This is a genomic window from Mesobacillus subterraneus (genome assembly GCF_003937825.1).
GTDB classification, from domain to species: domain Bacteria; phylum Bacillota; class Bacilli; order Bacillales; family Cytobacillaceae; genus Mesobacillus; species Mesobacillus subterraneus.
Genome location: NZ_RSFW01000019.1, coordinates 1 through 20,919, shown reverse-complemented (window position 1 = coordinate 20,919; position 20,919 = coordinate 1). Strand labels below are relative to the sequence as shown.

24 protein-coding genes and 2 pseudogenes are annotated in these 20,919 nt (G+C 42.4%); 16 read left to right on the top strand and 10 right to left on the bottom strand.

Annotation, left to right across the window (positions count from 1 at the left end; translation table 11 throughout):
• Positions 1-7 precede the first annotated feature (7 nt).
• Positions 8-187: pseudogene (locus tag EJA10_RS24095) on the top strand (transposase); the annotation flags it as partial.
• Positions 188-376: 189 nt separating this feature from the next.
• Here EJA10_RS24095 and EJA10_RS16415 read toward each other — a convergent pair.
• The gene (locus EJA10_RS16415) at positions 377-751 is read right to left on the bottom strand and encodes a nucleotide excision repair endonuclease (RefSeq protein WP_125481113.1); all 375 of its coding nucleotides are present in this window, start codon (positions 749-751) and stop codon (positions 377-379) included.
• A gap of 231 nt (positions 752-982) precedes the next feature.
• Between EJA10_RS16415 and EJA10_RS16410 the strand changes: the two genes are divergently transcribed.
• Entirely contained in the window at positions 983-2,539 is a 1,557-nt protein-coding gene (locus EJA10_RS16410) for a DEAD/DEAH box helicase (protein ID WP_125481112.1), read from the top strand.
• Positions 2,540-2,594: 55 nt separating this feature from the next.
• On the opposite strand, the gene EJA10_RS16405 is transcribed toward EJA10_RS16410, so the two are convergent.
• Positions 2,595-2,714, bottom strand: a complete 120-nt coding sequence (locus EJA10_RS16405; protein WP_125481111.1) for a DUF4023 domain-containing protein — start codon at positions 2,712-2,714, stop codon at positions 2,595-2,597.
• Between the two features lie 128 nt (positions 2,715-2,842).
• On the opposite strand from EJA10_RS16405, the gene EJA10_RS16400 reads away from it, so the two are divergent.
• Complete coding sequence (locus EJA10_RS16400) at positions 2,843-3,400, top strand: GNAT family N-acetyltransferase (protein ID WP_125481110.1); 558 nt, start codon at positions 2,843-2,845, stop codon at positions 3,398-3,400.
• Here the strand turns inward: EJA10_RS16400 and EJA10_RS16395 are convergent.
• On the bottom strand, positions 3,397-3,948 hold the full coding sequence (locus EJA10_RS16395; RefSeq protein ID WP_125481109.1) for a histidine phosphatase family protein: 552 nt from the start codon (positions 3,946-3,948) through the stop codon (positions 3,397-3,399). The two genes, EJA10_RS16400 and EJA10_RS16395, sit on opposite strands and share 4 nt — an antisense overlap.
• 197 nt (positions 3,949-4,145) lie before the next feature.
• Here EJA10_RS16395 and EJA10_RS23470 point away from each other — a divergent pair, with 197 nt between their 5' ends.
• From EJA10_RS23470 to EJA10_RS16370, 6 genes are all read left to right on the top strand, one after another.
• The gene (locus EJA10_RS23470) at positions 4,146-4,295 is read left to right on the top strand and encodes a hypothetical protein (protein ID WP_170169168.1); all 150 of its coding nucleotides are present in this window, start codon (positions 4,146-4,148) and stop codon (positions 4,293-4,295) included.
• A gap of 141 nt (positions 4,296-4,436) precedes the next feature.
• On the top strand, positions 4,437-5,444 hold the full coding sequence (locus EJA10_RS16390) for a LacI family DNA-binding transcriptional regulator (RefSeq protein ID WP_125481108.1): 1,008 nt from the start codon (positions 4,437-4,439) through the stop codon (positions 5,442-5,444).
• Positions 5,445-5,490: 46 nt separating this feature from the next.
• On the top strand, positions 5,491-7,170 hold the full coding sequence (locus EJA10_RS16385; RefSeq protein ID WP_125481107.1) for a glycoside hydrolase family 13 protein: 1,680 nt from the start codon (positions 5,491-5,493) through the stop codon (positions 7,168-7,170).
• Between the two features lie 152 nt (positions 7,171-7,322).
• Complete coding sequence (locus EJA10_RS16380) at positions 7,323-8,054, top strand: SDR family NAD(P)-dependent oxidoreductase (protein WP_342773934.1); 732 nt, start codon at positions 7,323-7,325, stop codon at positions 8,052-8,054.
• Position 8,055: 1 nt separating this feature from the next.
• Positions 8,056-9,096: an S-adenosylmethionine:tRNA ribosyltransferase-isomerase gene (locus EJA10_RS16375; protein WP_125481106.1), complete on the top strand. Its 1,041-nt coding sequence runs from the start codon at positions 8,056-8,058 to the stop codon at positions 9,094-9,096.
• Between the two features lie 12 nt (positions 9,097-9,108).
• Entirely contained in the window at positions 9,109-9,462 is a 354-nt protein-coding gene (locus tag EJA10_RS16370) for a VOC family protein (RefSeq protein ID WP_125481105.1), read from the top strand.
• A 67-nt stretch (positions 9,463-9,529) separates the two neighbouring features.
• Here EJA10_RS16370 and EJA10_RS16365 read toward each other — a convergent pair whose 3' ends face one another.
• Positions 9,530-10,006, bottom strand: coding sequence for a DUF2062 domain-containing protein (locus EJA10_RS16365; RefSeq protein WP_125481104.1), 477 nt, complete (start codon positions 10,004-10,006; stop codon positions 9,530-9,532).
• Between the two features lie 308 nt (positions 10,007-10,314).
• Here EJA10_RS16365 and pssA point away from each other — a divergent pair, with 308 nt between their 5' ends.
• A complete protein-coding gene (gene pssA, locus EJA10_RS16360; protein ID WP_125481103.1) occupies positions 10,315-11,010 on the top strand; it encodes a CDP-diacylglycerol--serine O-phosphatidyltransferase in 696 nt (231 codons plus the stop codon).
• A 69-nt stretch (positions 11,011-11,079) separates the two neighbouring features.
• Here the strand turns inward: pssA and EJA10_RS16355 are convergent, their stop codons facing one another.
• Complete coding sequence (locus tag EJA10_RS16355) at positions 11,080-11,274, bottom strand: CsbD family protein (protein ID WP_125481102.1); 195 nt, start codon at positions 11,272-11,274, stop codon at positions 11,080-11,082.
• Positions 11,275-11,359: 85 nt separating this feature from the next.
• Here EJA10_RS16355 and EJA10_RS16350 point away from each other — a divergent pair, with 85 nt between their 5' ends.
• Positions 11,360-12,190, top strand: a complete 831-nt coding sequence (locus EJA10_RS16350; RefSeq protein WP_125481101.1) for a nucleotidyltransferase domain-containing protein — start codon at positions 11,360-11,362, stop codon at positions 12,188-12,190.
• Between the two features lie 21 nt (positions 12,191-12,211).
• Here the strand turns inward: EJA10_RS16350 and pduL are convergent.
• Positions 12,212-12,774: pseudogene (pduL, locus tag EJA10_RS16345) on the bottom strand (phosphate propanoyltransferase).
• A gap of 154 nt (positions 12,775-12,928) precedes the next feature.
• On the opposite strand from pduL, the gene EJA10_RS16340 reads away from it, so the two are divergent.
• Positions 12,929-13,978 (top strand): ATP synthase beta subunit C-terminal domain-containing protein, encoded by a 1,050-nt coding sequence (locus EJA10_RS16340; protein WP_125481100.1) that lies wholly within the window; start codon positions 12,929-12,931, stop codon positions 13,976-13,978.
• A gap of 139 nt (positions 13,979-14,117) precedes the next feature.
• Positions 14,118-15,005 carry a hypothetical protein gene (locus EJA10_RS16335; protein WP_125481099.1) on the top strand — a complete coding sequence of 296 codons (888 nt, stop codon included), beginning with the start codon at positions 14,118-14,120 and terminating at the stop codon, positions 15,003-15,005.
• 19 nt (positions 15,006-15,024) lie between these two features.
• Here the strand turns inward: EJA10_RS16335 and EJA10_RS16330 are convergent, their stop codons facing one another.
• Together EJA10_RS16330 and EJA10_RS16325 are read right to left on the bottom strand one after the other, a co-directional pair.
• Positions 15,025-15,513, bottom strand: a complete 489-nt coding sequence (locus EJA10_RS16330; protein WP_125481098.1) for a hypothetical protein — start codon at positions 15,511-15,513, stop codon at positions 15,025-15,027.
• Positions 15,506-17,047 carry a GGDEF domain-containing protein gene (locus EJA10_RS16325; protein WP_125481097.1) on the bottom strand — a complete coding sequence of 514 codons (1,542 nt, stop codon included), beginning with the start codon at positions 17,045-17,047 and terminating at the stop codon, positions 15,506-15,508. The genes EJA10_RS16330 and EJA10_RS16325 overlap by 8 nt, the downstream gene beginning before the upstream one ends.
• 157 nt (positions 17,048-17,204) lie before the next feature.
• On the opposite strand from EJA10_RS16325, the gene EJA10_RS16320 reads away from it, so the two are divergent.
• The gene (locus tag EJA10_RS16320) at positions 17,205-18,209 is read left to right on the top strand and encodes a DUF3231 family protein (protein WP_125481096.1); all 1,005 of its coding nucleotides are present in this window, start codon (positions 17,205-17,207) and stop codon (positions 18,207-18,209) included.
• A 44-nt stretch (positions 18,210-18,253) separates the two neighbouring features.
• Here the strand turns inward: EJA10_RS16320 and EJA10_RS16315 are convergent, their stop codons facing one another.
• Positions 18,254-18,616 (bottom strand): hypothetical protein, encoded by a 363-nt coding sequence (locus EJA10_RS16315; protein ID WP_125481095.1) that lies wholly within the window; start codon positions 18,614-18,616, stop codon positions 18,254-18,256.
• Positions 18,617-18,684: 68 nt separating this feature from the next.
• Positions 18,685-19,743 carry an AbrB family transcriptional regulator gene (locus EJA10_RS16310; protein WP_211340589.1) on the bottom strand — a complete coding sequence of 353 codons (1,059 nt, stop codon included), beginning with the start codon at positions 19,741-19,743 and terminating at the stop codon, positions 18,685-18,687.
• A 136-nt stretch (positions 19,744-19,879) separates the two neighbouring features.
• Here EJA10_RS16310 and EJA10_RS16305 point away from each other — a divergent pair, with 136 nt between their 5' ends.
• Together EJA10_RS16305 and EJA10_RS23125 are read left to right on the top strand one after the other, a co-directional pair.
• A complete protein-coding gene (locus EJA10_RS16305; RefSeq protein WP_125481094.1) occupies positions 19,880-20,500 on the top strand; it encodes a pyridoxamine 5'-phosphate oxidase family protein in 621 nt (206 codons plus the stop codon).
• Positions 20,501-20,666: 166 nt separating this feature from the next.
• Entirely contained in the window at positions 20,667-20,837 is a 171-nt protein-coding gene (locus EJA10_RS23125; RefSeq protein WP_170169167.1) for a hypothetical protein, read from the top strand.
• Positions 20,838-20,919 lie beyond the last annotated feature (82 nt).

Here is a 20,919-nt window from a genome sequence, read left to right as displayed (position 1 = left end):
CCAAAAATACAGGCGGCGGAAAGTAGACGTTGAATCAGTATTTGGGCAAATTAAACACAACCGAGCGTTTAAGAGATTTGGATTAAGGGGCCTCTCCAAAAATACCACGGATTGGGGTCTTATTTGTGCTGCACACAATCTACTGAAGTGGGCAGCAAACAAAGAAAGTGAACAAAAATTAGGGTAATTAAGGGAAGGAATATCCCTCTCTCTTATGAATCCACCATATTTATACCTAGAAACTGGATAAACAGTAAAAGAGGCGACTCTCAGATCGATTTTATTCAACCTTTTGAGTCAGCCTCTTTCTTTCTATTCCATGACTATGGCAGCATCATTTATACTATAAGCCAGCAAAAAGCCGCCTTGTCCTGTTCTACTTAAAAAACACCTTATCAATATTGTACTTAGCTTTCAGCGTATTGATTGCGTAGGTTTCATAAATATCTCTGTCCATCGGATCCTCTACTGTCAGCACAGCGATTTTGTAAACTTCATGGCGATGATTTTTAATAGGGGAAACATTATCCTCAAAATGCTTCTTTACCCGGGGTCTTAGTTTACGCGCCTTTCCGACAAACATCAGTTCATCATCAGCATTAAAAAACATGATAATTCCGCCTTTATCCCTCGGAATCCGGTGATAATCCGTAAAGCCATACTCACTGCTGATTACAGCTTCAACCTTTTCGCCTAATTTCTTGCTTCTCGTAATAACTACATCCGGTGCCGGCAGTTCAATCTTGATCATTGTTCATCACTTCCTATTCTTCAATTAGTAAATCGTACCACAGGGTATAATGAAAATCTACATATAATTATTTTACCCAAACAAAAAGAGCCTGACCCGCGATTTTCCTCAAGGCCAGACTCGGTATTCGATCTTATTTCACCTCACAGCTTGATATTTTCATGCTCAAAAAGCAATAATGAGAAGGGCGGATCAGGATTTTCCCCGCCAATTACAGAAAGCAGGGATTATATGAAGAACTTCAACTCATTAGGTATTTCTGAACAACTCACCGGAACGTTAAAACATCACGGAATATTAGAACCGACAGCCATCCAGGAAAAAACGATTCCTTTGCTGCTAGACGGAAAGGATGTTATAGCCCAGTCGCAAACGGGAACAGGGAAGACATTTGCGTTCGTCCTGCCAATCCTGGAAAAAATAGATATCAACCGATCCCACATCCAGGCTTTGATTGTTACGCCGACACGTGAACTTGCGCTCCAGATCACGAATGAAATATCAAGGCTGACACATGAGTTGCAAGGTGTAAATACACTTGCTGTCTATGGTGGTCAGGATGTTGAAGCCCAGCTGAAAAAACTGAAAAAAAACATCCATATCGTTATTGGCACACCCGGGCGACTTCTTGACCACATCAGACGGGAGACAATCGATTTATCAAGAACTTCTTTTGTCGTGCTCGATGAAGCGGACCAGATGCTCCATATAGGATTTCTAAATGATGTTGAAGAAATCATCCGACAAACTCCCAAAACGAGACAGACCCTTTTGTTCTCGGCGACGATGCCTGATGAAATCAGGAATCTCGCCAAGCACCATATGCACAGGCCTGAATACATCCAGATCAAAAAGACCCAGGCACCGCTGGAGAACATTAAACAAATCGCGATCAGCACAACAGACAGAGCAAAACAGAACGATTTATTTCAGTCTATGCGAATGTATCAACCATTCCTTGGAGTGATATTCTGCCGAACCAAAAGGCGGGTCAGTAAGTTGAACGATGCGCTTAAAGCACAACATTTCAATTGTGATGAGCTCCACGGCGATTTATCACAGGCAAAAAGAGAACAAGTAATGAAGAAATTCCGTGAAGCCAAGATCCAATTCCTGATTGCGACGGATGTTGCTGCCAGGGGTCTGGATGTAGAAGGTGTCACGCATGTATTCAATTATGATATCCCGCTTGATACTGAAAGCTACATTCATCGGATCGGCCGAACGGGGAGGGCAGGAAGTGAAGGGTTAGCCATAACTTTTTATGCTCCAAAAGACCGGCAATTATTGGATACCATTGAATCTGAATTAAAAGTAACAATCGAAAAGAAGAACATTGGGAATGCACAAAAAGCAAAAACCGGTGCTGAACAGGAACGGGGCGACACAAGCAAGAATCGAACAGGTGAGTACAAAGGGAAAAATACAAAAGTACGCCGACGGGATCAAAATACGATGGATAGAGATCATCGAGGCGAAAAAATCAAAAAGGAGCCTCACTCACGAAGAGCTAGAGAAGAGAGCCGGAAGGCAAGCCCTTCGATGAGTACCCGCAGGAAAAGTGAACAAAAATCGAGTGACCATCGTTCTGAAGGGAAACCCAGAAGCCAGGAAATAGCAGGACAGAGCAAAAGAAAAGCAAACAGAGACCGCTTCAGTGAAAAAACCTCTAATGACCCACGTGCCAATAGACGTGATAGCGCGAAGAGGCAATCCTCTCTCCCGGGAGACCGCAGCACAAAAGGGTTAAACAGCAAGTCAGCAGGCAGAAAAAGAAGAAGCCGGTAAGAATACAAAGCGCACAACTAGCAAAATAGACCGCTACGCTGCGGTCTATTCTGGCTTAGTGTTGTTTATTCGGGAGCTTGTCGCTGGGATTTTCCTTGCCCTGACGCTTTTTATTCTGCTCATTTTTTCTCTGGTTTTCATGTAGCTTTTCTACAAACTCATGTGTATTCTCCATCACTTTACCTCCTGTTTTATATGGCTCGTCGTTACTTTTTCCAACCGCTATGTGAATCATGCAGGTAATTTAAACCTGAATTCAGTACAATAAACTACAATAACTTTGTTATTGAGGAGATCCTATTTATGAGGACAGAAGATATCTATGGCAACCTTCCAGTGATGGAAACAGAAAGAATGATCCTAAGGAAAATAACACTCGGAGACATTGATGATATCCATGCATACGCTTCGAACCCTGAGGTTTCAAAATATGTCTTTTGGAATGCCCATCAATCCAGAGCGGACACTGAAGAATATGTAAAAGCGGTATTATCTCTATACGAACAAGGTAAATTGGCTCCATGGGGTATTCACTTTAAAGAAGACCATAAACTGGTAGGCACAGCAGATTTCGTTTCATGGCAGCCGCAGCATAAAACGGCAGAAATCGGTTATGCCTTGTCTCAGGATTACTGGGGGAAAGGCATTGCAACCGAAGCTGCAAGGGAACTGATCAGATTTGGATTTAAGAATATGGATCTTGTAAGAATCCAGGCAAAATGTCTGGTCGCCAATAAGGGGTCAGAAAGAGTGATGGAAAAGGCCGGCATGACCTACGAAGGAATTTTAAGAAAATACGTTTTAATCAAAGGGATACATTATGATGTGAAGATGTATTCGATCGTAAAAGAAGACACTTAGCCTGCAGTGTCTTCTTTTTTTTCAAAGATATAAAGCAGCGCATTTTCTGGCCTGTTGAATTTTGGGCCGTGAAAGCCTCTTTTTTTCAATTCCTTTCTCATATACATCATGATTCCCCCATGGCTGACAATCAGCACATTGTCACCATGCTCTACTGCTTTGTCCAAAATTTTGTTGATCCGTTCTAACACAGTTTTCTTATTCTCCAATTGTGACTTATGTCCGATCAGCCAGGCAAGTCTGATCAACGTTACATGCAGCCAGAGTGGAAGTCGAAGGGTGGATTGGAAGAGTGGATGCAGTGTCACTTCCCGCAACTCCTCGGCAAAAATGATGTCTCCCTCAAATGCCTTCAGAGCAGTATTCTTCGCCCTATCCAGGTCGCTGGAGTAACACATGCTCCATTCATGACCGTCATGGTCAATTTCAACTTCCTCAACCCCCGATCGATCATAGTCCTGCTGCCACTTCAGAAGTTCATCAGAAGTAACAAACTTTCCAGGATAACCGAGTGTTACCTTAAAATGCCTTATCAATCCTATTTTCATAAGCAACCATCCTAAACTAAATAGTGGGTTGTTATACATTTCACCATCGAAACAAAGAATACCTTCCATTTTTGTGTATTTCTTAGCTTCTTAACGAAAGTCAGAAGCAATATTTTAAAACGGATTCCGTATTTTTTTTAATGAGGAAGTGTTTGTTTAGTCAAAATGAGGGACTTTATTTACAGGGGGTGTTTTGAATGCCAAGAGGAAAAGAACTTGAACAATTACCGATGGCTAACACTTTGCCTGGAATGGGTGAAGACCGCAGCAATTTCAACCGGCAAGTCCTGACCGGAATGACTACAGATGAACGGCCTATGCCATCCAAGGAAAATAAAAAAGGATAAGTATGAACCGGAAAACTTGAGGAGATCAACCTCAAGTTTTTGCTTGAAGAAAAAGTAATGAATGAATTTACTTGATAGAAGAAGTTTTCCGTACTATGATAGAGTTGCGACGTAAACGTTTACGTAAAGGTTTGGGTGATAATGAGTTATACAATTAAAGATATTGCCAGAATTACAAATGTATCGACCGCAACAGTTTCAAGGGTTATTAACGGTCAGGGTGGATATTCCAAAGCTACAGAAGAAAAAGTTCTCCATGCGATTGAAGAGCTAGGCTATCGGCCTAATGCATTTGCACGAGGATTGATCAGTAAAAAATCCGATACTGTTGGTCTCCTGTTCCCTGAAGTGTCGAGCCAGTTCTCATCCAAGATTTTAAGGGGTGTCGAGGACGCTGCACACCTTCTTGACTCTAGCGTGATTGTCTGCAACACAGCATCACATGGACAGCGGACAATGAAATATCTCCAGCTCCTGGCCGAGAAGCGAGTGGATGGAATCCTGTTCGTCAGTGAAGTGATGACAGAAGAATACTACAGGAAGCTCGAGTCAATGAAGATTCCTGTTGTACTGATTTCAACGGAATCATATCAATACCCTCTCCCGTTCGTTAAAGTAGATGATCGGCATGCAGCCTTCACAGCAACTGACTATTTGTTAAAAATGGGGCATCGTAAAATAGGGATGATCAGCGGCAATAAGGAAGATGCAATCGCTGGGCAGCCAAGAATCGATGGTTTTATACAAGCCATGAACAATAAGGGTTTGACCGTCCAGGATGCTAATATTGTCTATTCGCATGGATTTTCTTTTCACGACGGATTAATAGGCCTGCCAAAATTGCTTGCACAAGCACCTGATATCACAGCCGTTTTCGCAGCCAGTGATGCAGTTGCCCTGGGCGCGATTTCCGCTGCATATAAGCTTGGGATCAAGGTACCTGAAGACCTCTCTATAATTGGCTTCGATGATCTGCCAATGGCTGAAATGTCGATACCGCCGCTGACAACCGTAGCCCAGCCGCTTGAGGAAATGGGCAGGGTTGCGGCAGAACTGCTTTTTTCCATGATGAAAGATGGGGGGAAGACCGAAAGCCGGATTATACCACATTACGTAGCAGAGAGGGAGAGCGTTAAGAAAATTCTATAGGATGCGTAAACGTTTACTTAAATTTAAAAACTTGGAGTGATTTTTCTTGAAAAAACAATGGTGGAAAGAATCGGTCATTTATCAAATATACCCGCGCAGTTTTATGGATTCCAACGGCGATGGAATCGGGGATATCCCTGGCATTATCTCCAGATTGGATTATCTGAAGGATTTGGGTGTAGACGTCATCTGGCTCTCGCCTGTTTATAAATCTCCGAATGATGATAATGGTTATGACATAAGTGATTATCGGGAAATCATGGATGATTTTGGAACCATGTCAGATTGGGAGCTCCTTTTAAAAGAGATGCATGACAGAGGAATGAAGTTGATCATGGACCTGGTTGTCAATCACAGTTCGGATGAACATCAATGGTTCGTAGAATCAAGGAAATCAAAAGATAATCCATACCGCGACTACTATATCTGGAGACCCGGCAAAGACGGTAAGGAACCCAACAACTGGGAATCCGTCTTCAGCGGATCCGCATGGCAATACGACGAAACAACGGATGAGTACTATTTGCATATTTTCAGCAAAAAACAGCCTGACCTGAATTGGGAAAATCCAAAGCTCCGCCAGGAAATCTACGATATGATGAAATTCTGGCTTGATAAGGGCATTGACGGATTCCGCATGGACGTCATCAACTTCATTTCAAAAGTGGACGGCCTCCCGGATGCTCCGAATCCTGAAGGCAAGCCGTATGCTTCTGGTAGCAAATTCTTCATGAACGGGCCGAAGATCCATGACTATCTCCAGGAAATGAACCGCGAAGTTCTTGATCATTATCAAGCGATGACTGTTGGCGAAATGCCAGGAGCAAGAGTGGATATTGCCAAATTATATACAGACGAAGATCGTAATGAAGTCAATATGATTTTCCAATTCGAGCATGTTGATTTAGACTCAGGTCCAGAAGGCAAATGGGATCTGCGTCCGTTAAAGCTCACTGACCTGAAGAACAGCTTCACTAAATGGCAAAAAGGACTTGAAGAAATAGGCTGGAACAGTCTTTACCTCAACAACCACGATCAGCCAAGGATGGTCTCACGGTTTGGAGATGATAAGAAATACCGGGTTGAATCGGCAAAAATGCTTGGTACCTTCCTTCATATGCTAAAAGGCACCCCTTACATTTATCAAGGGGAAGAAATAGGAATGACAAATGTCCGTTTCGAGTCGATAGATGACTATAAGGACATTGAAACGCTGAACATGTACATTGAAAAGGTTCATCAAAATGGCGAGGATCCTGCCAAGGTAATGGAGTCGATTTATGTAAAGGGCCGGGACAATGCTCGCACGCCATTCCAGTGGGACGAAACAGAACATGGTGGATTCACCTCTGGCAAACCATGGATTCAGGTGAACCCGAACTATAAAGACATTAATGCTAAGCAAGCTGTCGAAGATCCTCAGTCCATTTATCATTATTACCGCAGACTGATCCAGCTGCGAAAGGAATATCCAATCATTGTTTATGGCAACTACGACATTTTGCTTCCAGAAGACGAGAATATTTATGTTTATACGAGAACATTCGAGTCACAAAAATTACTGGTCGCACTGAACTTCACTGCCGAAGAGCAAAGCTTTGATGTACCAGCTGAGCTTCATGGCAAGGAAGCTCAAATCCTGATTTCAAACTATGAGACAGCAAAAGAATTAACATCAACTCTTTCGTTAAAACCGTACGAGGCGGTTGTTTATCATATACAGTAATATCGACCTTTTCAAAGGCTGCCATATGGCAGCCTTTTTTGGTTTTCTGACTTATCAAGACTAAAGTCGTAGAAAAAATCAAGCTTCTCTACGAGGAAGAGTTTTCTTCAAAATCTTATGATGGATTTAACAAGAAAATTTAGGAGGACTTGATGATGATAAAAGACAAAGTTGTCATGATTACAGGTGTAACACAAGGATTGGGGAAAGCTCTGACATTGCGATTCGCAAAGGAAGGTGCGAATCTTGCGGTCTGCGCCCGAAGAGAACAAGAACTGGAAGCAGTGAAGAATGAAGCCGAAAAATTCGGCGTAAAGGTCCTGGCCATAAAGGCAGATGTGTCCGTTCCGCGAGATGCAGAAAAATTCGTCGCTTTATCTCTTGAAACCTTTGGACGTATTGACGTCCTGATCAATAATGCTTCCATCTTAGGACCAAGTCCAATGCCTTATTTGCTCGACTATCCGGAAGAGGATTTTGCAGAAGTAATCAGGACTAACAGCATAAGCCCTTTCCTGATTGCGAGGAGAGTACTCCCAGCCATGCTTCAGAAAAATGAGGGCTCTATTATTAATGTCACTTCTGAAGCTGGCCATACAGGACATGCCGGCTGGGGGGCATATGGAATTTCAAAATTCGCCGTTGAAGGATTGACGGAAACATGGGCAGATGAATTAAGTGATACGAATCTCAGGATGAATATGGTCGACCCTGGAGAAATGGATACCGAAATGCATCAGCTTGCGGTACCTGACTGTGATTATGAACTGACAGATCCTAATGAAGTACTCGATGTCTTTCTGTTCCTTGCTTCGGATGACTCAAAAGGAATAAATGGCAAGAGGTTTCAGGCACAGGAATTCACATGGAAGGGGAGAGAATAAGATGCAGTCAAAAGCAGCCGCTGATTCCTATGACTTTTACCTTCCACATGACCTTAACGCATCCATACCGCCAGAAAGGCGCGGAATGCTCCGTGACCAGGTGAGAATGATGGTTCTCGGCAAAAGGAGCGGAAACACCAACCATCGTACATTTAATGAACTTGACCAGTATCTTGAAGCTGGTGATATACTCGTTCTCAATAACAGCAGGACAATACCGGCTGTTTTAAAAGCCGAATGGTATAGAAAAGGAACACAAATAGATTCAGACATTGAAATACGATTAGCACGAAAAAAGAGTGATTCTGCCTGGGAGGCCTTGATCGTCGCGAAAACCGTGAAGGTCGGGGACCAGTTTAAACTTTCGGAAACACTAAATGCCAATGTCATCGGAAAAGTATTAAAATCCCCGTTATTAATCGTCCAGTTCTCTTTAGAGGGTATAGCTTTGTTCGATGCGTTTTACTCACTAGGCGAACCTGTAAGATATGAATATATCAACCAGCCTTGGAGTCTGGACTACTATCAGACCGTCTTTGCTTCACAGCCAGGATCGGTTGAAATGCCTTCTGCCGGCAGGGCATTCAGCTGGGAACTGATTTATAGGTTAAAGAGAAAAGGGGTCCAGGTCGTTTTCCTTCAGCTCCATACAGGTCTTAGCTACCTGCTTGATGATGATTATCATCATTCACCTGATCAGCATTTTGAAGAATATGTTATTTCAAAGAATGATATGGATGTAATCCTGAGCGCCAAAGCGTCAGGCGGGAAGGTGATAGCAGTGGGCACAACTGTTGTCCGTGCCCTCGAAACAGCCGCAGCAACCGACTCGCTTGCCGGTTGGACAAATTTATATATCACTGCCGATTATCAATTGAAAGTGGCAGATGGTATTATCACCGGATTCCACGAACCAAAGGCAAGCCACCTTGATATGCTGACTGCATTTGTGGACGAGGAAAAGCTTTTTGAAGCATACAGAGAAGCCATTCAAGAAAACTACTTATGGCACGAGTTTGGTGATATTAACCTGATTATATAAGGAGGCGGAAGTTTGAGAATTCACCATTATGCATTGGAAGTAGCAAATTTGGCCGCTTCCATCACATTCTATAAAAGTATCATTGGCTTTCAGGAGAGCAGCAAGGTTCTATTCCAGGGAGAAGAAATCTTCTTCCTGGATCTGGACGGTTTCAAGCTTGAATTGTTAAAGAAACAAACGAAACAAGGTCTCCAATCGAATGTACACCTTTGCTTTGAAGTGGATCATCTTGAGAGAAAAATCGAGGAATTGAAAATACTGAACCTTCACCCGATAGAAGGACCCTATCACCTGGAAACAGGCTGGAAAACAGTTTTTTATAATGGACCTGATAATGAAATCATCGAAATTCTTCAGACGAAGTAAGGATTCGACATTTTTGTGACGATAAAATAATAAAAAAGGAATGAAAAATCTGAGGATTTTTCATTCCTTATTTTTTTATCTCCCATTTCCTAATAATTGAAAGAAATGTTAACCGATATTTTCTCATAATCATATAGATCAAATAGTATACAATCATACCAAACAAAATGATATTTACAATCATGCCGAGGAAAAAAGCAGCCCCTAAATGCATCCCTGCTCCCAGCGACATTCCATGCTGGGACATATCAATCGAACTGGGGAACATTCCATAAGGAAACAGTGTTTCGCCTACGACAACATTTAGATAAAATAAAAACGGGAACAGCCAGATCAGTGCAACACCGCTAATGAAACCTGCAACTGCATTCCCTCTGAAAAGCTTGGCGCTCATGGTCGATAATACCGGTCCCATGCCAAAAGACGGAATAAAGTGGATTAAGAATCCTAGAGTAAAACCCAACGAAACATTATGGGCATTTCCTTTAATTCTGAATAGCTTTATAAGAAGAAATTTTAGTTTTCGCATGTTTTTATTGATCATAATTCACCAGCCCCAAAATAGTATACAATTTGATGAATCATTTTAATAGCCCTTTTTTACAATATTTGAATTTTGGGCTATTCATTCTGCAGCTGTCTATAATTTTTTCTTATTCATCACTATTCAGAATGAGATATAATGGTATAGTTAAACTATATTTTTGTCGATTCTTTTAGAAAATAAACATGTTTCCTGGGAGGATAGGGTAAAAATAGGCTAGAACATAATTAGAAAGGCTCTTCTCGTTAAAGCAAAAAAAAAATGAAAGCAGCCTTGAAATAAAAATAATCGGAGAGTGATGACAACTGATGCGTTTTACAAAAATGATTCCTAATATGTTCACTTTGGGGAATCTTTATTGCGGTTTTCTTTCAATCGGATTCGCAGCGAATGGCCAATTCAATAACGCAGCCATCCTGATTTTGATCGGCATGATGCTGGATAGTATGGACGGAAGGCTTGCCAGAATGCTGAAAGCGGACAGCCAGCTTGGCAAGGAGCTCGATTCTCTGGCGGACATTGTGACATTCGGTGTAGCACCTTCATTCCTGGTATATTATACATATTTTTATCAATTTGGTTTCTGGGGCCTGACGGTAGCAGGACTGTTTCCGCTGTTCGGAGCTTATCGTCTGGCCAGGTTCAATATCAGTACAGATAAATCATCCCTGAATTACTTCATCGGAGTCCCCATTACAGCAGCAGGAGGAATTATGGCGATCCTGACGCTCTTCGGTGACTTAATCCCGAATATCGTGACCACAGTTGTGTTTACAGGGCTCAGCTTCCTGATGGTAAGCAGAATCAGGATCCCAAGCTTTAAGGAGGTCCCGCTGCCAAAGTATGGGACAATCGTAACCGTCTTTCTTGGTTCACTGCTGTTTGTCATATGGAAGGGAACTTACGGCCAGTTTCCATACTTGATCTACATCGCCACACCACTTTATATAGCGTATCTGGCATACCGGTTTGTTAGAGGAAAACATAAGAATAATATAGATTAAAGAGAGGAAAGGGAGCCATCTTTCCAAAATAAAAAGCCTTTGCATAGCAAAGGCTTTTTCTATAACTGTTTAGTCTCTGGAGGCATCATTGAAGGCACGGGACACATCTTCTTTAAGATCTCCTGCAGTTTCTTTAAGCATGCCTTTTCCTTTATCCAGGCGGCCTTCCGCTTCCATTGACTCATTATCTGTCATTTTGCCGAATTGTTTTTTCGCCTCACCTTTAACTTGGTCAAATGCTCCTCTGGTTTGCTTGTCATTCATGAGTATAGCCTCCTTTAAAATCTGTTTATTCTTCTATACCCTTTTACTAGTTGGACAAACTATAAATCGCGAAAGGAGCCGTAGGATGAAGGAACATATCTCATCGGTGTTAAGACAGATTGAACAAGAGTTCAATGTAAAGATTTTGCATGCTTGTGAAGCAGGGAGCAGAGCGCTCGGTTTCCATTCACAAAAAAGTGATTACGATATCCGGTTCATATACCTCCACAATCTGGAATGGTACTTATCCATTGATCAGGGAAGGGATGTGATTGAAATTCCCAGGCACGATACCATATCCATACATGTGGACCCTTTGCTGGATGTAAGTGGCTGGGAACTCAGAAAAGCGCTTAGACTTTTCCGAAAATCAAATCCATCATTGCTCGAATGGCTGCATTCAAGCATTGTTTATAAGGACGACTTTGGCATCGCAGAAAAAATGAGAGCATTGGAAAAAGAAGTGTTCTCCGTAAAGCCATATTTCTACCATCACTTAAACCTCGCGAAGAGCAATTTCAAGAATCAGTCAAAGAGCGACGATGCTGACCTGAAGCCTTATCTTTATATGGTACGCTCTGTTCTGGCGGCAAAATGGGCAGCAGCACACAGAAATATTCCGCCTGTAAATTTAAACGACCTATTGCGTTCATTACCCGACTCTCCTGTGAAAACAGAGGCTATGAACATCCTTGCAATAAAAAAAAGCGGCAACAGCATTTCACAGGTCAAGAATTCAATCCTGCATGAATATATAAAGAGCGAGTTAGTGCAGATGGAAAGTTACGGGAAACATCTTTCTGAAAACACCAGTGATCACACAGAATCTCTAAATAGTCTTTTTCAACTTGCCCTGGAGCACGTTTGGGATCCTGAAATCTTGGTCAATCAGAATAAAGAGCCGGACTGCACATAAGACAGTTCCGGCCCTGTTTTTTTATTTTATCAATTCTACGTGGTCACCAGTTTTCAAACCTGCCGCATTCGCTTCATCGGTATCAATGTGCAGGTCAAGTGCATATGTTTCTTTTACCCGGATAAGGACTTGATTGAATAACAGGCTCCTTTCACCAGCCGTTTAACTCTCACATAATCCCCATCCTTCACACCGTATTTCAATGCATCCTCAGGTGTCATATGAATATGCCTCTCTGCCACGATGACTCCTTCGGGAATTTGCACTTCACCTTCAGGCCCGACAATCTCGATGCCCGGACTTCCTTCAATATTTCCTGATGAACGCAAAGGTGCCTTCACTCCTAACGAAAATGAATCTGTCTTTGAAATTTCGAGCTGTGTGAACTTCCTGACTGGACCCAGGATTCTTACGGCCGGGAACTCTCCCTTAGGGCCAATGATCTTTACGGTTTCATTTGCAGCAAATTCACCTGGCTGAGACAGCTCTTTAGCAACAGTAAGTTCATAGCCATCTCCAAAAAGCTGGTCCAGATGCTCTCGTTTTAGATGGAGATGCCTATTCGATACGCCAACTGGAATCATCTTATACTCCTTCCGATATAGAGATTTATATATTTTACCCAGTACAGAATAATTAACCCAGACATCCAAAAGTAATATTATTTACTTCTAAAAGAAAAAATACTTGCATCTCAAAGTAAAAATCTTTACTCTTAAAAGTAAGGAGGTGGAAGTATTGGAAAATCTTAGATTGAATGTTCCTTTATTGAGAAAGAGAGTGCCAAACCTGACAACTGCTGCAAAATCAGTCGGTCTCAGGCCCGCGACGGTTTCCAATTTATCGACCGGCAAAATTCCGGTAGGGAGGGCTGAAGTCAGGACCATTGTTGCTTTGGCAGAATTAGCCGGCTGCAGTTTGGATGAATTGATTTTACGAGGGGAGAGTGTTGAAATGATTGAGACGGGAATAAAGACATTGGACTTATTCGCTCCAGTAGCAAAAGGCGGGACAGTCGGATTGGTCGCACGCCCAGGAATGGGCCAATTGGTGGTCCTGGCCGAGTTAATATACCGAATGAAAAGAAATGGGTTCGTAACAATCCTGATCAAACCGGATGGCAACCATCCTGAGTTGAATGATGTCCTGGACGATGTGGACTTTGTTGTAGAGACAATTGAGGAATCAGTTAAAGTAATAACAGCAGCAGGAAAAGACAAAGAATTCGTCCTGACGGCTGACCGTTCGTTTGTTTTGAATGGAGAGATGTTTAAGCTCCAGGAATTACTTGATGACCAATTTCTTTTCCGGGTGACGACCTTCCTTGTCGACCTGAAAGGGGAGGCTGTCGATGAAGACCTTCCATATGGTCCGCTTGACACCTTATGGCAGTTTGATGCCGATTTAGCAGCCCGCCATAAATATCCTGCTGTGAATCCAATCTACTCAACATCCTCCATCCTGGAAGGCTCATATTTGGATCCATTACACCACAGCATTCAGCAAAGGGCGCAAAAACTGCTTCGGCGCTATCGCGAGCTGCGTTCGATTGTCAATGTACATGGACAGGAGCGCCTGCCTGGTTCAGAGCTGCAAACCTACCAATTGGGAGAAAGACTTGAAGCATATCTGACCCAGCCATTTTATGTAGCGGAAGCATACACAGGCAAGAAAGGAGCAGATGTCAGCCTCAAGGATACTTTAAACGATGTTAAGAGAATTATTGAAGGCCCATCAGAACAATTTGAACTTGAAGAACTCCATTTTATTGGAAATCTGCCAGCCTGAATAGCTTTCACGATCCAAGCCCAATCGTTAGGTTGGGCTTTTTGTTGATCACAATTCCAAGGTGAATATTACTGGCTAACATCGCAGACCTTAATGAGAGATACCTAAACTGTTTAATGGGGCAGGTGAAAGGAACATTATGGCAAGGAAACTGAACAAGAAACATCCTATTCCGTTCTTAATCCTTTTGGTTCTCCATTCGTGTCTGCTCATATTCACCTTTTATAAAAATAAGGATCGCAAACGATTAACGATTACCCTTTTATCGGGAATGGGTCTTTGTTTCATTTTTGAATATTTTGTCTTGAGCCTGTTTAACGCTTATCGTTATAAACCGAAGTTGTTCGTCAATAAAGATCTTGATAACTTCATGGGCGCGATCCTTTCGCAGGCGATTTTTGTCCCATTCACAGTTATCTTTCTGACAGCATTCAAAATAGGATGGAGGGGAAAGGCATTTTTTGCGTTATTCTTCGCAGTCATTGAAAAGCTTTTCCTCAGAATGGGAGTTCATCAGAACAACTGGTGGAAAACAAGATTCACGATTACTCTTATTCCAATCTTTTTTTACATAAATGATTTTTGGTATCAGCAACTTAGGATCGGAACACCTATCTTCCAATTTGGTTCACTGTTTCTATCCATTCTCGTTAATGGACTGAATTTAATGTATTCAATGTCGATTTTAAGGAAGTTCAGGTTTGGATTAGGAAGGTGGCACAGATGGAAAGAACATTTTATGGTCGCTCCAATCTATTCCTTCACCCTGTCAATGACAACTGCGCTGTTGATCAAGAAAGACAGCCATGCTAAGGGGATCATTTCCGCATTTGCTTTTACTAAAATAATGGATATGCTTGTCATGCGTACTGGCGTCGCCAAACAGAATTTCCGCCATTTCCTGATTAATAATTCCATTCATTTATTGATGATCTTCTGGGCAGTCCTAGTCAAGAAGTGGATCTACCAGGATTTAAACTGTAAAGAATTAGATAAGGGAGAGGAATGTGAAAAAGCCGGTATCTAATATACCGGCTTTCGCTAAGTCAATAACGTCCAACCTGAAGCTGTTTGTAGACTTCCTCTCTGACCTCCTGGAGAGTCCCGGCTTGCAACAGTTTAGTCGTGCTGATCTTCAGATAGGCTTCTTCGTCGATTCTTCCTTCCTGTTGGAGTTTGTCCAAATGAGGAAGACGGAAATTGCCAATTGGCAAATATGCAAGATTAAGGCTTTTTCCATCCTGCTTCAACGAAATGCGGATCCCCTTAAGGGACGGATAGAAAAACGAAGAATAATCCTGTTCAATGATCAAATCTTCCTTAGTGGCCGACCTAACATATGGAAGCGTGGTTGGCAGTGAGATGAAGTAAATCATTTGATCATATGAATAATGAAGGTCGGAAACGCTGAAACCATACTTGCTGCTGACCCTTTTAGAGTAGTTCTTCATCGAGTAGTTATAAAGCGGCCTGCTTGTAAGTGCCGAAGCCGCCAGGAACACCAGGGAACCAATAATGAATGTAAGCTCAATCAATACCAACAAACTCCTTATAAGAAACTACAATATTTCTGCCTGCATTTTTAGCTTTATAGAGTGCCTTGTCAGCGGCGTCTATCAATTCATTTTTATTAGTGACATCTGGGTGGTCAGTACATGCTGTTCCCATACTGACGGTCAAAAAGCCATTCGGCTGTGTTTCTTCGCCAGGGAAACTTGCTTTCTCCACGTTCCAGCGGATGGCTTCTGCAATGTCTCCGGCTCCTTCCAGGCATGTATCAGGAAGAAGGACAACAAATTCCTCTCCGCCGAACCGGAAAGAAAAATGTCCTGGTCTTAATGATTCCTCTATGACACGCGCAAGCTTCATCAGAACTTCATTTCCGAGCAGATGTCCATTCTTATCATTGAAAACTTTAAAGAAATCGATATCAAAAATGACCAGCGACAGCGGACCGCGTCCAGATCCCTCAAAAGGAAAATGTTCATTCAGGACATTTTGGAATGCACGCTGATTAAGGAGCCCTGTCAAACCGTCTCTTAACGCCATTTCCTCTATTCGCTCATACAGGCTGGCATGATCCAGGGCAATGGCTGCCTGGTTGGCGAGGGGAAGGATATTCTCTGTATCTGACAAAGTAATTGGGCGTTTATTAACGATATTATCGATAAGCAGAATACCAATATTTTTTCCCTGATTGATCAGGGGGATGACAGCGAATTCATCCGTTTGAAACAGCTCATGGATAAGAACCTGAGAATCATCATTCCGGTCGATCTTATTGACGATGACAGGCTTTTGGCTTGATAAAGCTTGACCGAATACATTGTGTTCAGTAAAGGGAATATCCAATGATTGCAGAATAGAATTCAGCTCTGGATCCGTAAAGTTGCTGTCGAAATTGTGTTCAATTAAATCCCGAAGCTTCAAACGGTCTTCCGAAATCTTTTCCCATACTTCGTATCCTCTTTTTACATCCATCGGACCGACACCGACTACGCCCTTCAAAGATTGTAGATCACTGGAAGAGAGGAAAATCATCGCACGGTTAAAGCCAAGCCCATGGCCTGCTGTAACAGAAGTCAAAATGACCTTGAGCAGCAGATCCTGCTGAAGTGTACTCTGCATGGTCGTGCTGACTTCCCGGAATACCTGCAAATGCTTGGACTGTTTCATCAGCATATTCATCCATTGATGAAGATCCCTTTTTTGATGATTTAAATAGTGTGCAGCATATCCTGCACCTGCACCAACCAGTAAATAAACAGGCAAAAGGAATAACTCAACGCTTCCGGTTTGTAAGCTGATGATTAGAAAGCCCAAGACGGCTGCAGCCAAGCCACCCTTAAGATTAAATGAATAGCCCGCAATACCGATGAATAAAAGAATCGTCCACTTAAGATGGTCACTGCCAAAGATAAAAGTAAATGCCTGAACGAGGATCAATGAGGCGGCCGTGATCATCAGCTTATTCATTAAAACGCTTACACGGAATCTCAATAAATTTGCCGTCTGGGAAAGCACAACGGCAAGAATTATGTATAGTATAAAAGTTTTCAGTTTGCTCACTCCTAATGAATTCCTGATTCTATTTTACTATCTTTCTTCAGAATACACAGTACATATATTTAAACTCATCAAAAATCCTGCCTTTGTTGTTAATAGCCTAATAAAATCCTGTTGATTTGGAAAAATAATAATATCATCAGTGCATAGGGGTGTGAAGATGGAGGACAAGACAAAAATCCGTTTTACAGCGGCTGAAATGTCTAGCTTATGGACCCAGTATATTAACGATTCGGTTTCTATTTGTGTATTAGCTTACTTCTTGAATCACGCTAAGGATCCTGAAGTGAAAGAAGTAATCGATTTTGGGCTGAAAGCATCAGAGAAAAACATAACTATTGCCAGAGAAATATTCGCCCTTGAGGGTTTTCCGCAACCAATCGGTTTTACAAAGAAAGATGTCAACGAACACGCCCCGCGTCTATTTTCGGACACGTTCATGATGATGTACCTTAGGTATATGTCAATTTTGGGGATGGCGGCAAATAGTGGGGCGATCGGCCTTTGCACCCGTCAAGATGTAATCGCCTTCCATAAAAGTGTTTTAAAGTCTGCCATTGGTCTTCAGGATAAAACAAGGGAATTGATGCTGTCTCAAGGTACATATATAAGGCCACCGTTCATTTCGGTGCCGGATAAAGTCGATTTCGTTGAAAAACAAAGTTTCCTTTCAGGATTAAAAAACAGAAGAAGAGCTTTAACCTCTGTGGAGATCACCCATCTATTCATGAATATCCAGACTAACCAGATAGGAAAGGCACTGATCATGGGCTTCCTGCAGGTAGCACAGGACAAAGAAGTGAAAGGATACCTGCAGCGTGGCAAAAAAATTGCCCAGAAACACGTCGACCTATTCAGCGATATTCTCAAGACGAATGACATTCCCGCACCCATGTTTTGGGATTCAGCTGTAACAGATTCTACAACACAGGTTTTCTCAGATAAACTCATCATGTTCCATATTACCGCCATGATTGCTGCAGGGATCGGAAATTATGGTGCTGCGATATCCGCCAGTCCCCGTAAGGATATAGGCGTGCATTACGCTTCCCTTATTCCTGAAATCGCGCTATATGCCGAGGATGGTGCCAACATCATGATTAAAAATGCCTGGTTGGAAGAACCTCCCATGGCAGACGACAGGGACCAGCTGGCTGGCCAATAGCAGTATAAAAGGCTTCTGCACTTTGCAGAAGCCTTTTATAACGATTATACTCCATTAAGATCTGGAAATTTCACTGGTGTATCAAGTGAAAAATGATCACGATAGGAACGATAGGAAACAACACTGTGATAATGAGAATGCACATCCAACTGCAAAATTTTCACCTGATTCGTTTCCATATAATATTTCATCTCACCTTGTTCGAGTTCATAAAATGATAGAGTTACCCCTAAATAGTGTTTATTCGTCACCTTAGTATCTGGATGAGCCTTGATGTAATCAGCAATTTGCTGAACCGAGGCCGAGGAGGTCCCGGTTACAGAGTAGATTTTTTCTTTAGCATGTCCAAAGGCATAGTTCAAGGTCAGTTTAGCTTTGTTAATCAGGTTATTAAACGACTGGTTCATAGAATCCCTCCATCGCCAAAATTCTAAAATCTGTTAGTTAATATACCCCTCAATCATGAAGTGATTCCTTATCCCTTCATTTTTCTCCTGAAAAACCATCTTAATAATGGTGGAATGGCGAAGAAGATGAAAAATAGCCTAAAAAGCTGAAAGCCAGTCACAATGGATAAATCGGCTTTTACCTCATGAGCAATGATCCCCATTTGATCCATTCCCCCAGGAGCTAGACTTAGAAAGGCAGTTACGATGGATATATCCAATTGCTCAGACAGGAAAACGCTCATCACTAATGAGCCAGAAACAAGAAGGAAGCTACTCGAAAACGCAAGCAAGAATGTAAACAACTTCCTCTTCAGCCTCTCAGGCTTCATTAGCATCCCGATATAGCCCCCGATCATCAACTGAGTTGCATCCATCAGAAGTGAAGGAAGGTGGGGGCCGTCCATGCCGGCATTTATCAGAATTGCTGCAGCAAGTATTGGACCGAGTAAAAAGGGGGTCGGAAACCTGAGCCTTTTGCCGATCATGCTTGAGAGAATACAAACAATAGCGAATATCAAATAAGTTTCAGGGGCAGCATACTCATTCCCGTTTCCAATGAGAACTAGATTGCTGTGTTCCTGTTTGAGGACAGGACCAAATATAATAAATGGAACAAAAAACACAATCATCAATAAGCGTGACACTTGAAGAAATGTGACCATCGTAAGGTCGATGCCTTTTGTTTCCTCTGCAAAGAGAATCATTTGTGACAATCCGCCAGGAATACTGCCGGTTAGCATGGTTGGGTAATCAACACCAGAAAGTTTTGATAAGACCTTAGCAATGATCGCGGCAAAACAAATCACCAAAACCGTCAAAGCCAGCATGATCGGAAGGTTCAAGATCATCTTTTCCACAGCTGAGCGGGTAAAATAAAGACCTATTGTGTATCCAACGACCACTAGGGCAGTATCTCTTAGGAATGGGGGCCAATATAAGGATAGGCTTTTAAACCGACAGGCGATCAGGACTGCAAACATGCTGCCCAAAAGCCATGGAACCGGGACTTGCAGGAGAAAAAATAGGAAGCCTCCGGCAATCGCGATAATCAATGCTGCCAAAAATGAGGTTAATTTATATTTCAATACTGCACCTTCTACATCATAAATTTCGTCCAGAATATAAAACTATAATCATCCATTTTGTGGTAACATCATCTTAACATACTTACATTTGCCTTTTTAACCGGAAAGCAAAAATGAGCCAGGGGAGTTAGGAATCATGGACTATACAATTACTAGTTTTGAAGAGTTAAGAACCTTATTCGGAGAGCCAAGCGAGCTTGCTAAAAAGAAGGTCATTCCTTTTATAGATCAACATGCCCGCAACTACATAGCTCAATCGCCGTTTTTGATTTTATCCACCTCAGATGCAAAAGGATACAGTGACGCGTCTCCCAGAGGGGATTCCCCCGGTTTTGTCCTGTCTCTGGATGAAAATCGAATCGTGATTCCTGACCGCCCGGGAAATAAGCGGATGGACTCTCTAAAAAATATCTTGTCAAACCCACAGGTAGGTTTATTGTTCCTGATTCCCGGCATGGCGGAGACGTTACGGGTTAATGGAAAAGCAAGCCTGACAAGGGAGCCTGAACTGCTTGCAAGAATGGCCGCTGGCGGCAAAAAACCGCTGCTTGGGATCGTGGTAGAAGTGGACGAATGTTTCATCCAGTGTGGAAAGGCATTGAAAAGGTCAGGTTTATGGAGCCCTGACACATGGAGCGATCCGGAAACACTTCCTTCAGGCGCGGAAATTCTCGCAGCACATTCAAAGCTTCCAGGCACGACAGCCGATGATATCCATGAAAGATTGGAAGATGGCTATAAGAATAGGCTGTATTGAAGTTCATTGCTTTTAAATACACACTAGGAGTTTTAAAAAAAGGGTCTTTTCGTAAACCTTGTTGCTTTAGGCTATCTATACTGCAGGGAATAAAAGTACTTCGGACAAAATCCGGTGGAGGAGCTGTGAAAATGTCCGAAGATGGCAGGACTTCGGACAAAATACGATGGAAGAGCAGTCAAAATGTCCGATGATGCCAGCACTTCGGACAAAATCCGATGGAGGAGCAGTGAAAATGTCCGAAGATGCCAGCACTTCGGACAAAATCCGGTGGAGAAGCTGCGAAAATGTCCGAAGATGGCAGGACTTCGGACAAAATCCGGTGGAGGAGCAGTGAAAATGTCCGAAGACGGCAGGACTTCGGACAAAATTTGATGGAAGAGCAGTGAAAATGTCCGAAGATGCCAGGACTTCGGACA

What these genes read in the sequence shown, in the direction of transcription:
- EJA10_RS16415 (WP_125481113.1), bottom strand. Translation starts at nt 751, where the DNA reads ATGATCAAGATTGAACTGCCGGCACCGGATGTAGTTATTACGAGAAGC.
- EJA10_RS16410 (WP_125481112.1), top strand. Translation starts at nt 983, where the DNA reads ATGAAGAACTTCAACTCATTAGGTATTTCTGAACAACTCACCGGAACG.
- EJA10_RS16405 (WP_125481111.1), bottom strand. Translation starts at nt 2,714, where the DNA reads ATGGAGAATACACATGAGTTTGTAGAAAAGCTACATGAAAACCAGAGA.
- EJA10_RS16400 (WP_125481110.1), top strand. Translation starts at nt 2,843, where the DNA reads ATGAGGACAGAAGATATCTATGGCAACCTTCCAGTGATGGAAACAGAA.
- EJA10_RS16395 (WP_125481109.1), bottom strand. Translation starts at nt 3,948, where the DNA reads ATGAAAATAGGATTGATAAGGCATTTTAAGGTAACACTCGGTTATCCT.
- EJA10_RS23470 (WP_170169168.1), top strand. Translation starts at nt 4,146, where the DNA reads ATGCCAAGAGGAAAAGAACTTGAACAATTACCGATGGCTAACACTTTG.
- EJA10_RS16390 (WP_125481108.1), top strand. Translation starts at nt 4,437, where the DNA reads ATGAGTTATACAATTAAAGATATTGCCAGAATTACAAATGTATCGACC.
- EJA10_RS16380 (WP_342773934.1), top strand. Translation starts at nt 7,323, where the DNA reads ATGATGATAAAAGACAAAGTTGTCATGATTACAGGTGTAACACAAGGA.
- EJA10_RS16375 (WP_125481106.1), top strand. Translation starts at nt 8,056, where the DNA reads ATGCAGTCAAAAGCAGCCGCTGATTCCTATGACTTTTACCTTCCACAT.
- EJA10_RS16365 (WP_125481104.1), bottom strand. Translation starts at nt 10,006, where the DNA reads ATGATCAATAAAAACATGCGAAAACTAAAATTTCTTCTTATAAAGCTA.
- pssA (WP_125481103.1), top strand. Translation starts at nt 10,315, where the DNA reads ATGCGTTTTACAAAAATGATTCCTAATATGTTCACTTTGGGGAATCTT.
- EJA10_RS16355 (WP_125481102.1), bottom strand. Translation starts at nt 11,274, where the DNA reads ATGAATGACAAGCAAACCAGAGGAGCATTTGACCAAGTTAAAGGTGAG.
- EJA10_RS16350 (WP_125481101.1), top strand. Translation starts at nt 11,360, where the DNA reads ATGAAGGAACATATCTCATCGGTGTTAAGACAGATTGAACAAGAGTTC.
- EJA10_RS16335 (WP_125481099.1), top strand. Translation starts at nt 14,118, where the DNA reads ATGGCAAGGAAACTGAACAAGAAACATCCTATTCCGTTCTTAATCCTT.
- EJA10_RS16320 (WP_125481096.1), top strand. Translation starts at nt 17,205, where the DNA reads ATGGAGGACAAGACAAAAATCCGTTTTACAGCGGCTGAAATGTCTAGC.
- EJA10_RS16315 (WP_125481095.1), bottom strand. Translation starts at nt 18,616, where the DNA reads ATGAACCAGTCGTTTAATAACCTGATTAACAAAGCTAAACTGACCTTG.
- EJA10_RS16305 (WP_125481094.1), top strand. Translation starts at nt 19,880, where the DNA reads ATGGACTATACAATTACTAGTTTTGAAGAGTTAAGAACCTTATTCGGA.
- EJA10_RS23125 (WP_170169167.1), top strand. Translation starts at nt 20,667, where the DNA reads ATGGAAGAGCAGTCAAAATGTCCGATGATGCCAGCACTTCGGACAAAA.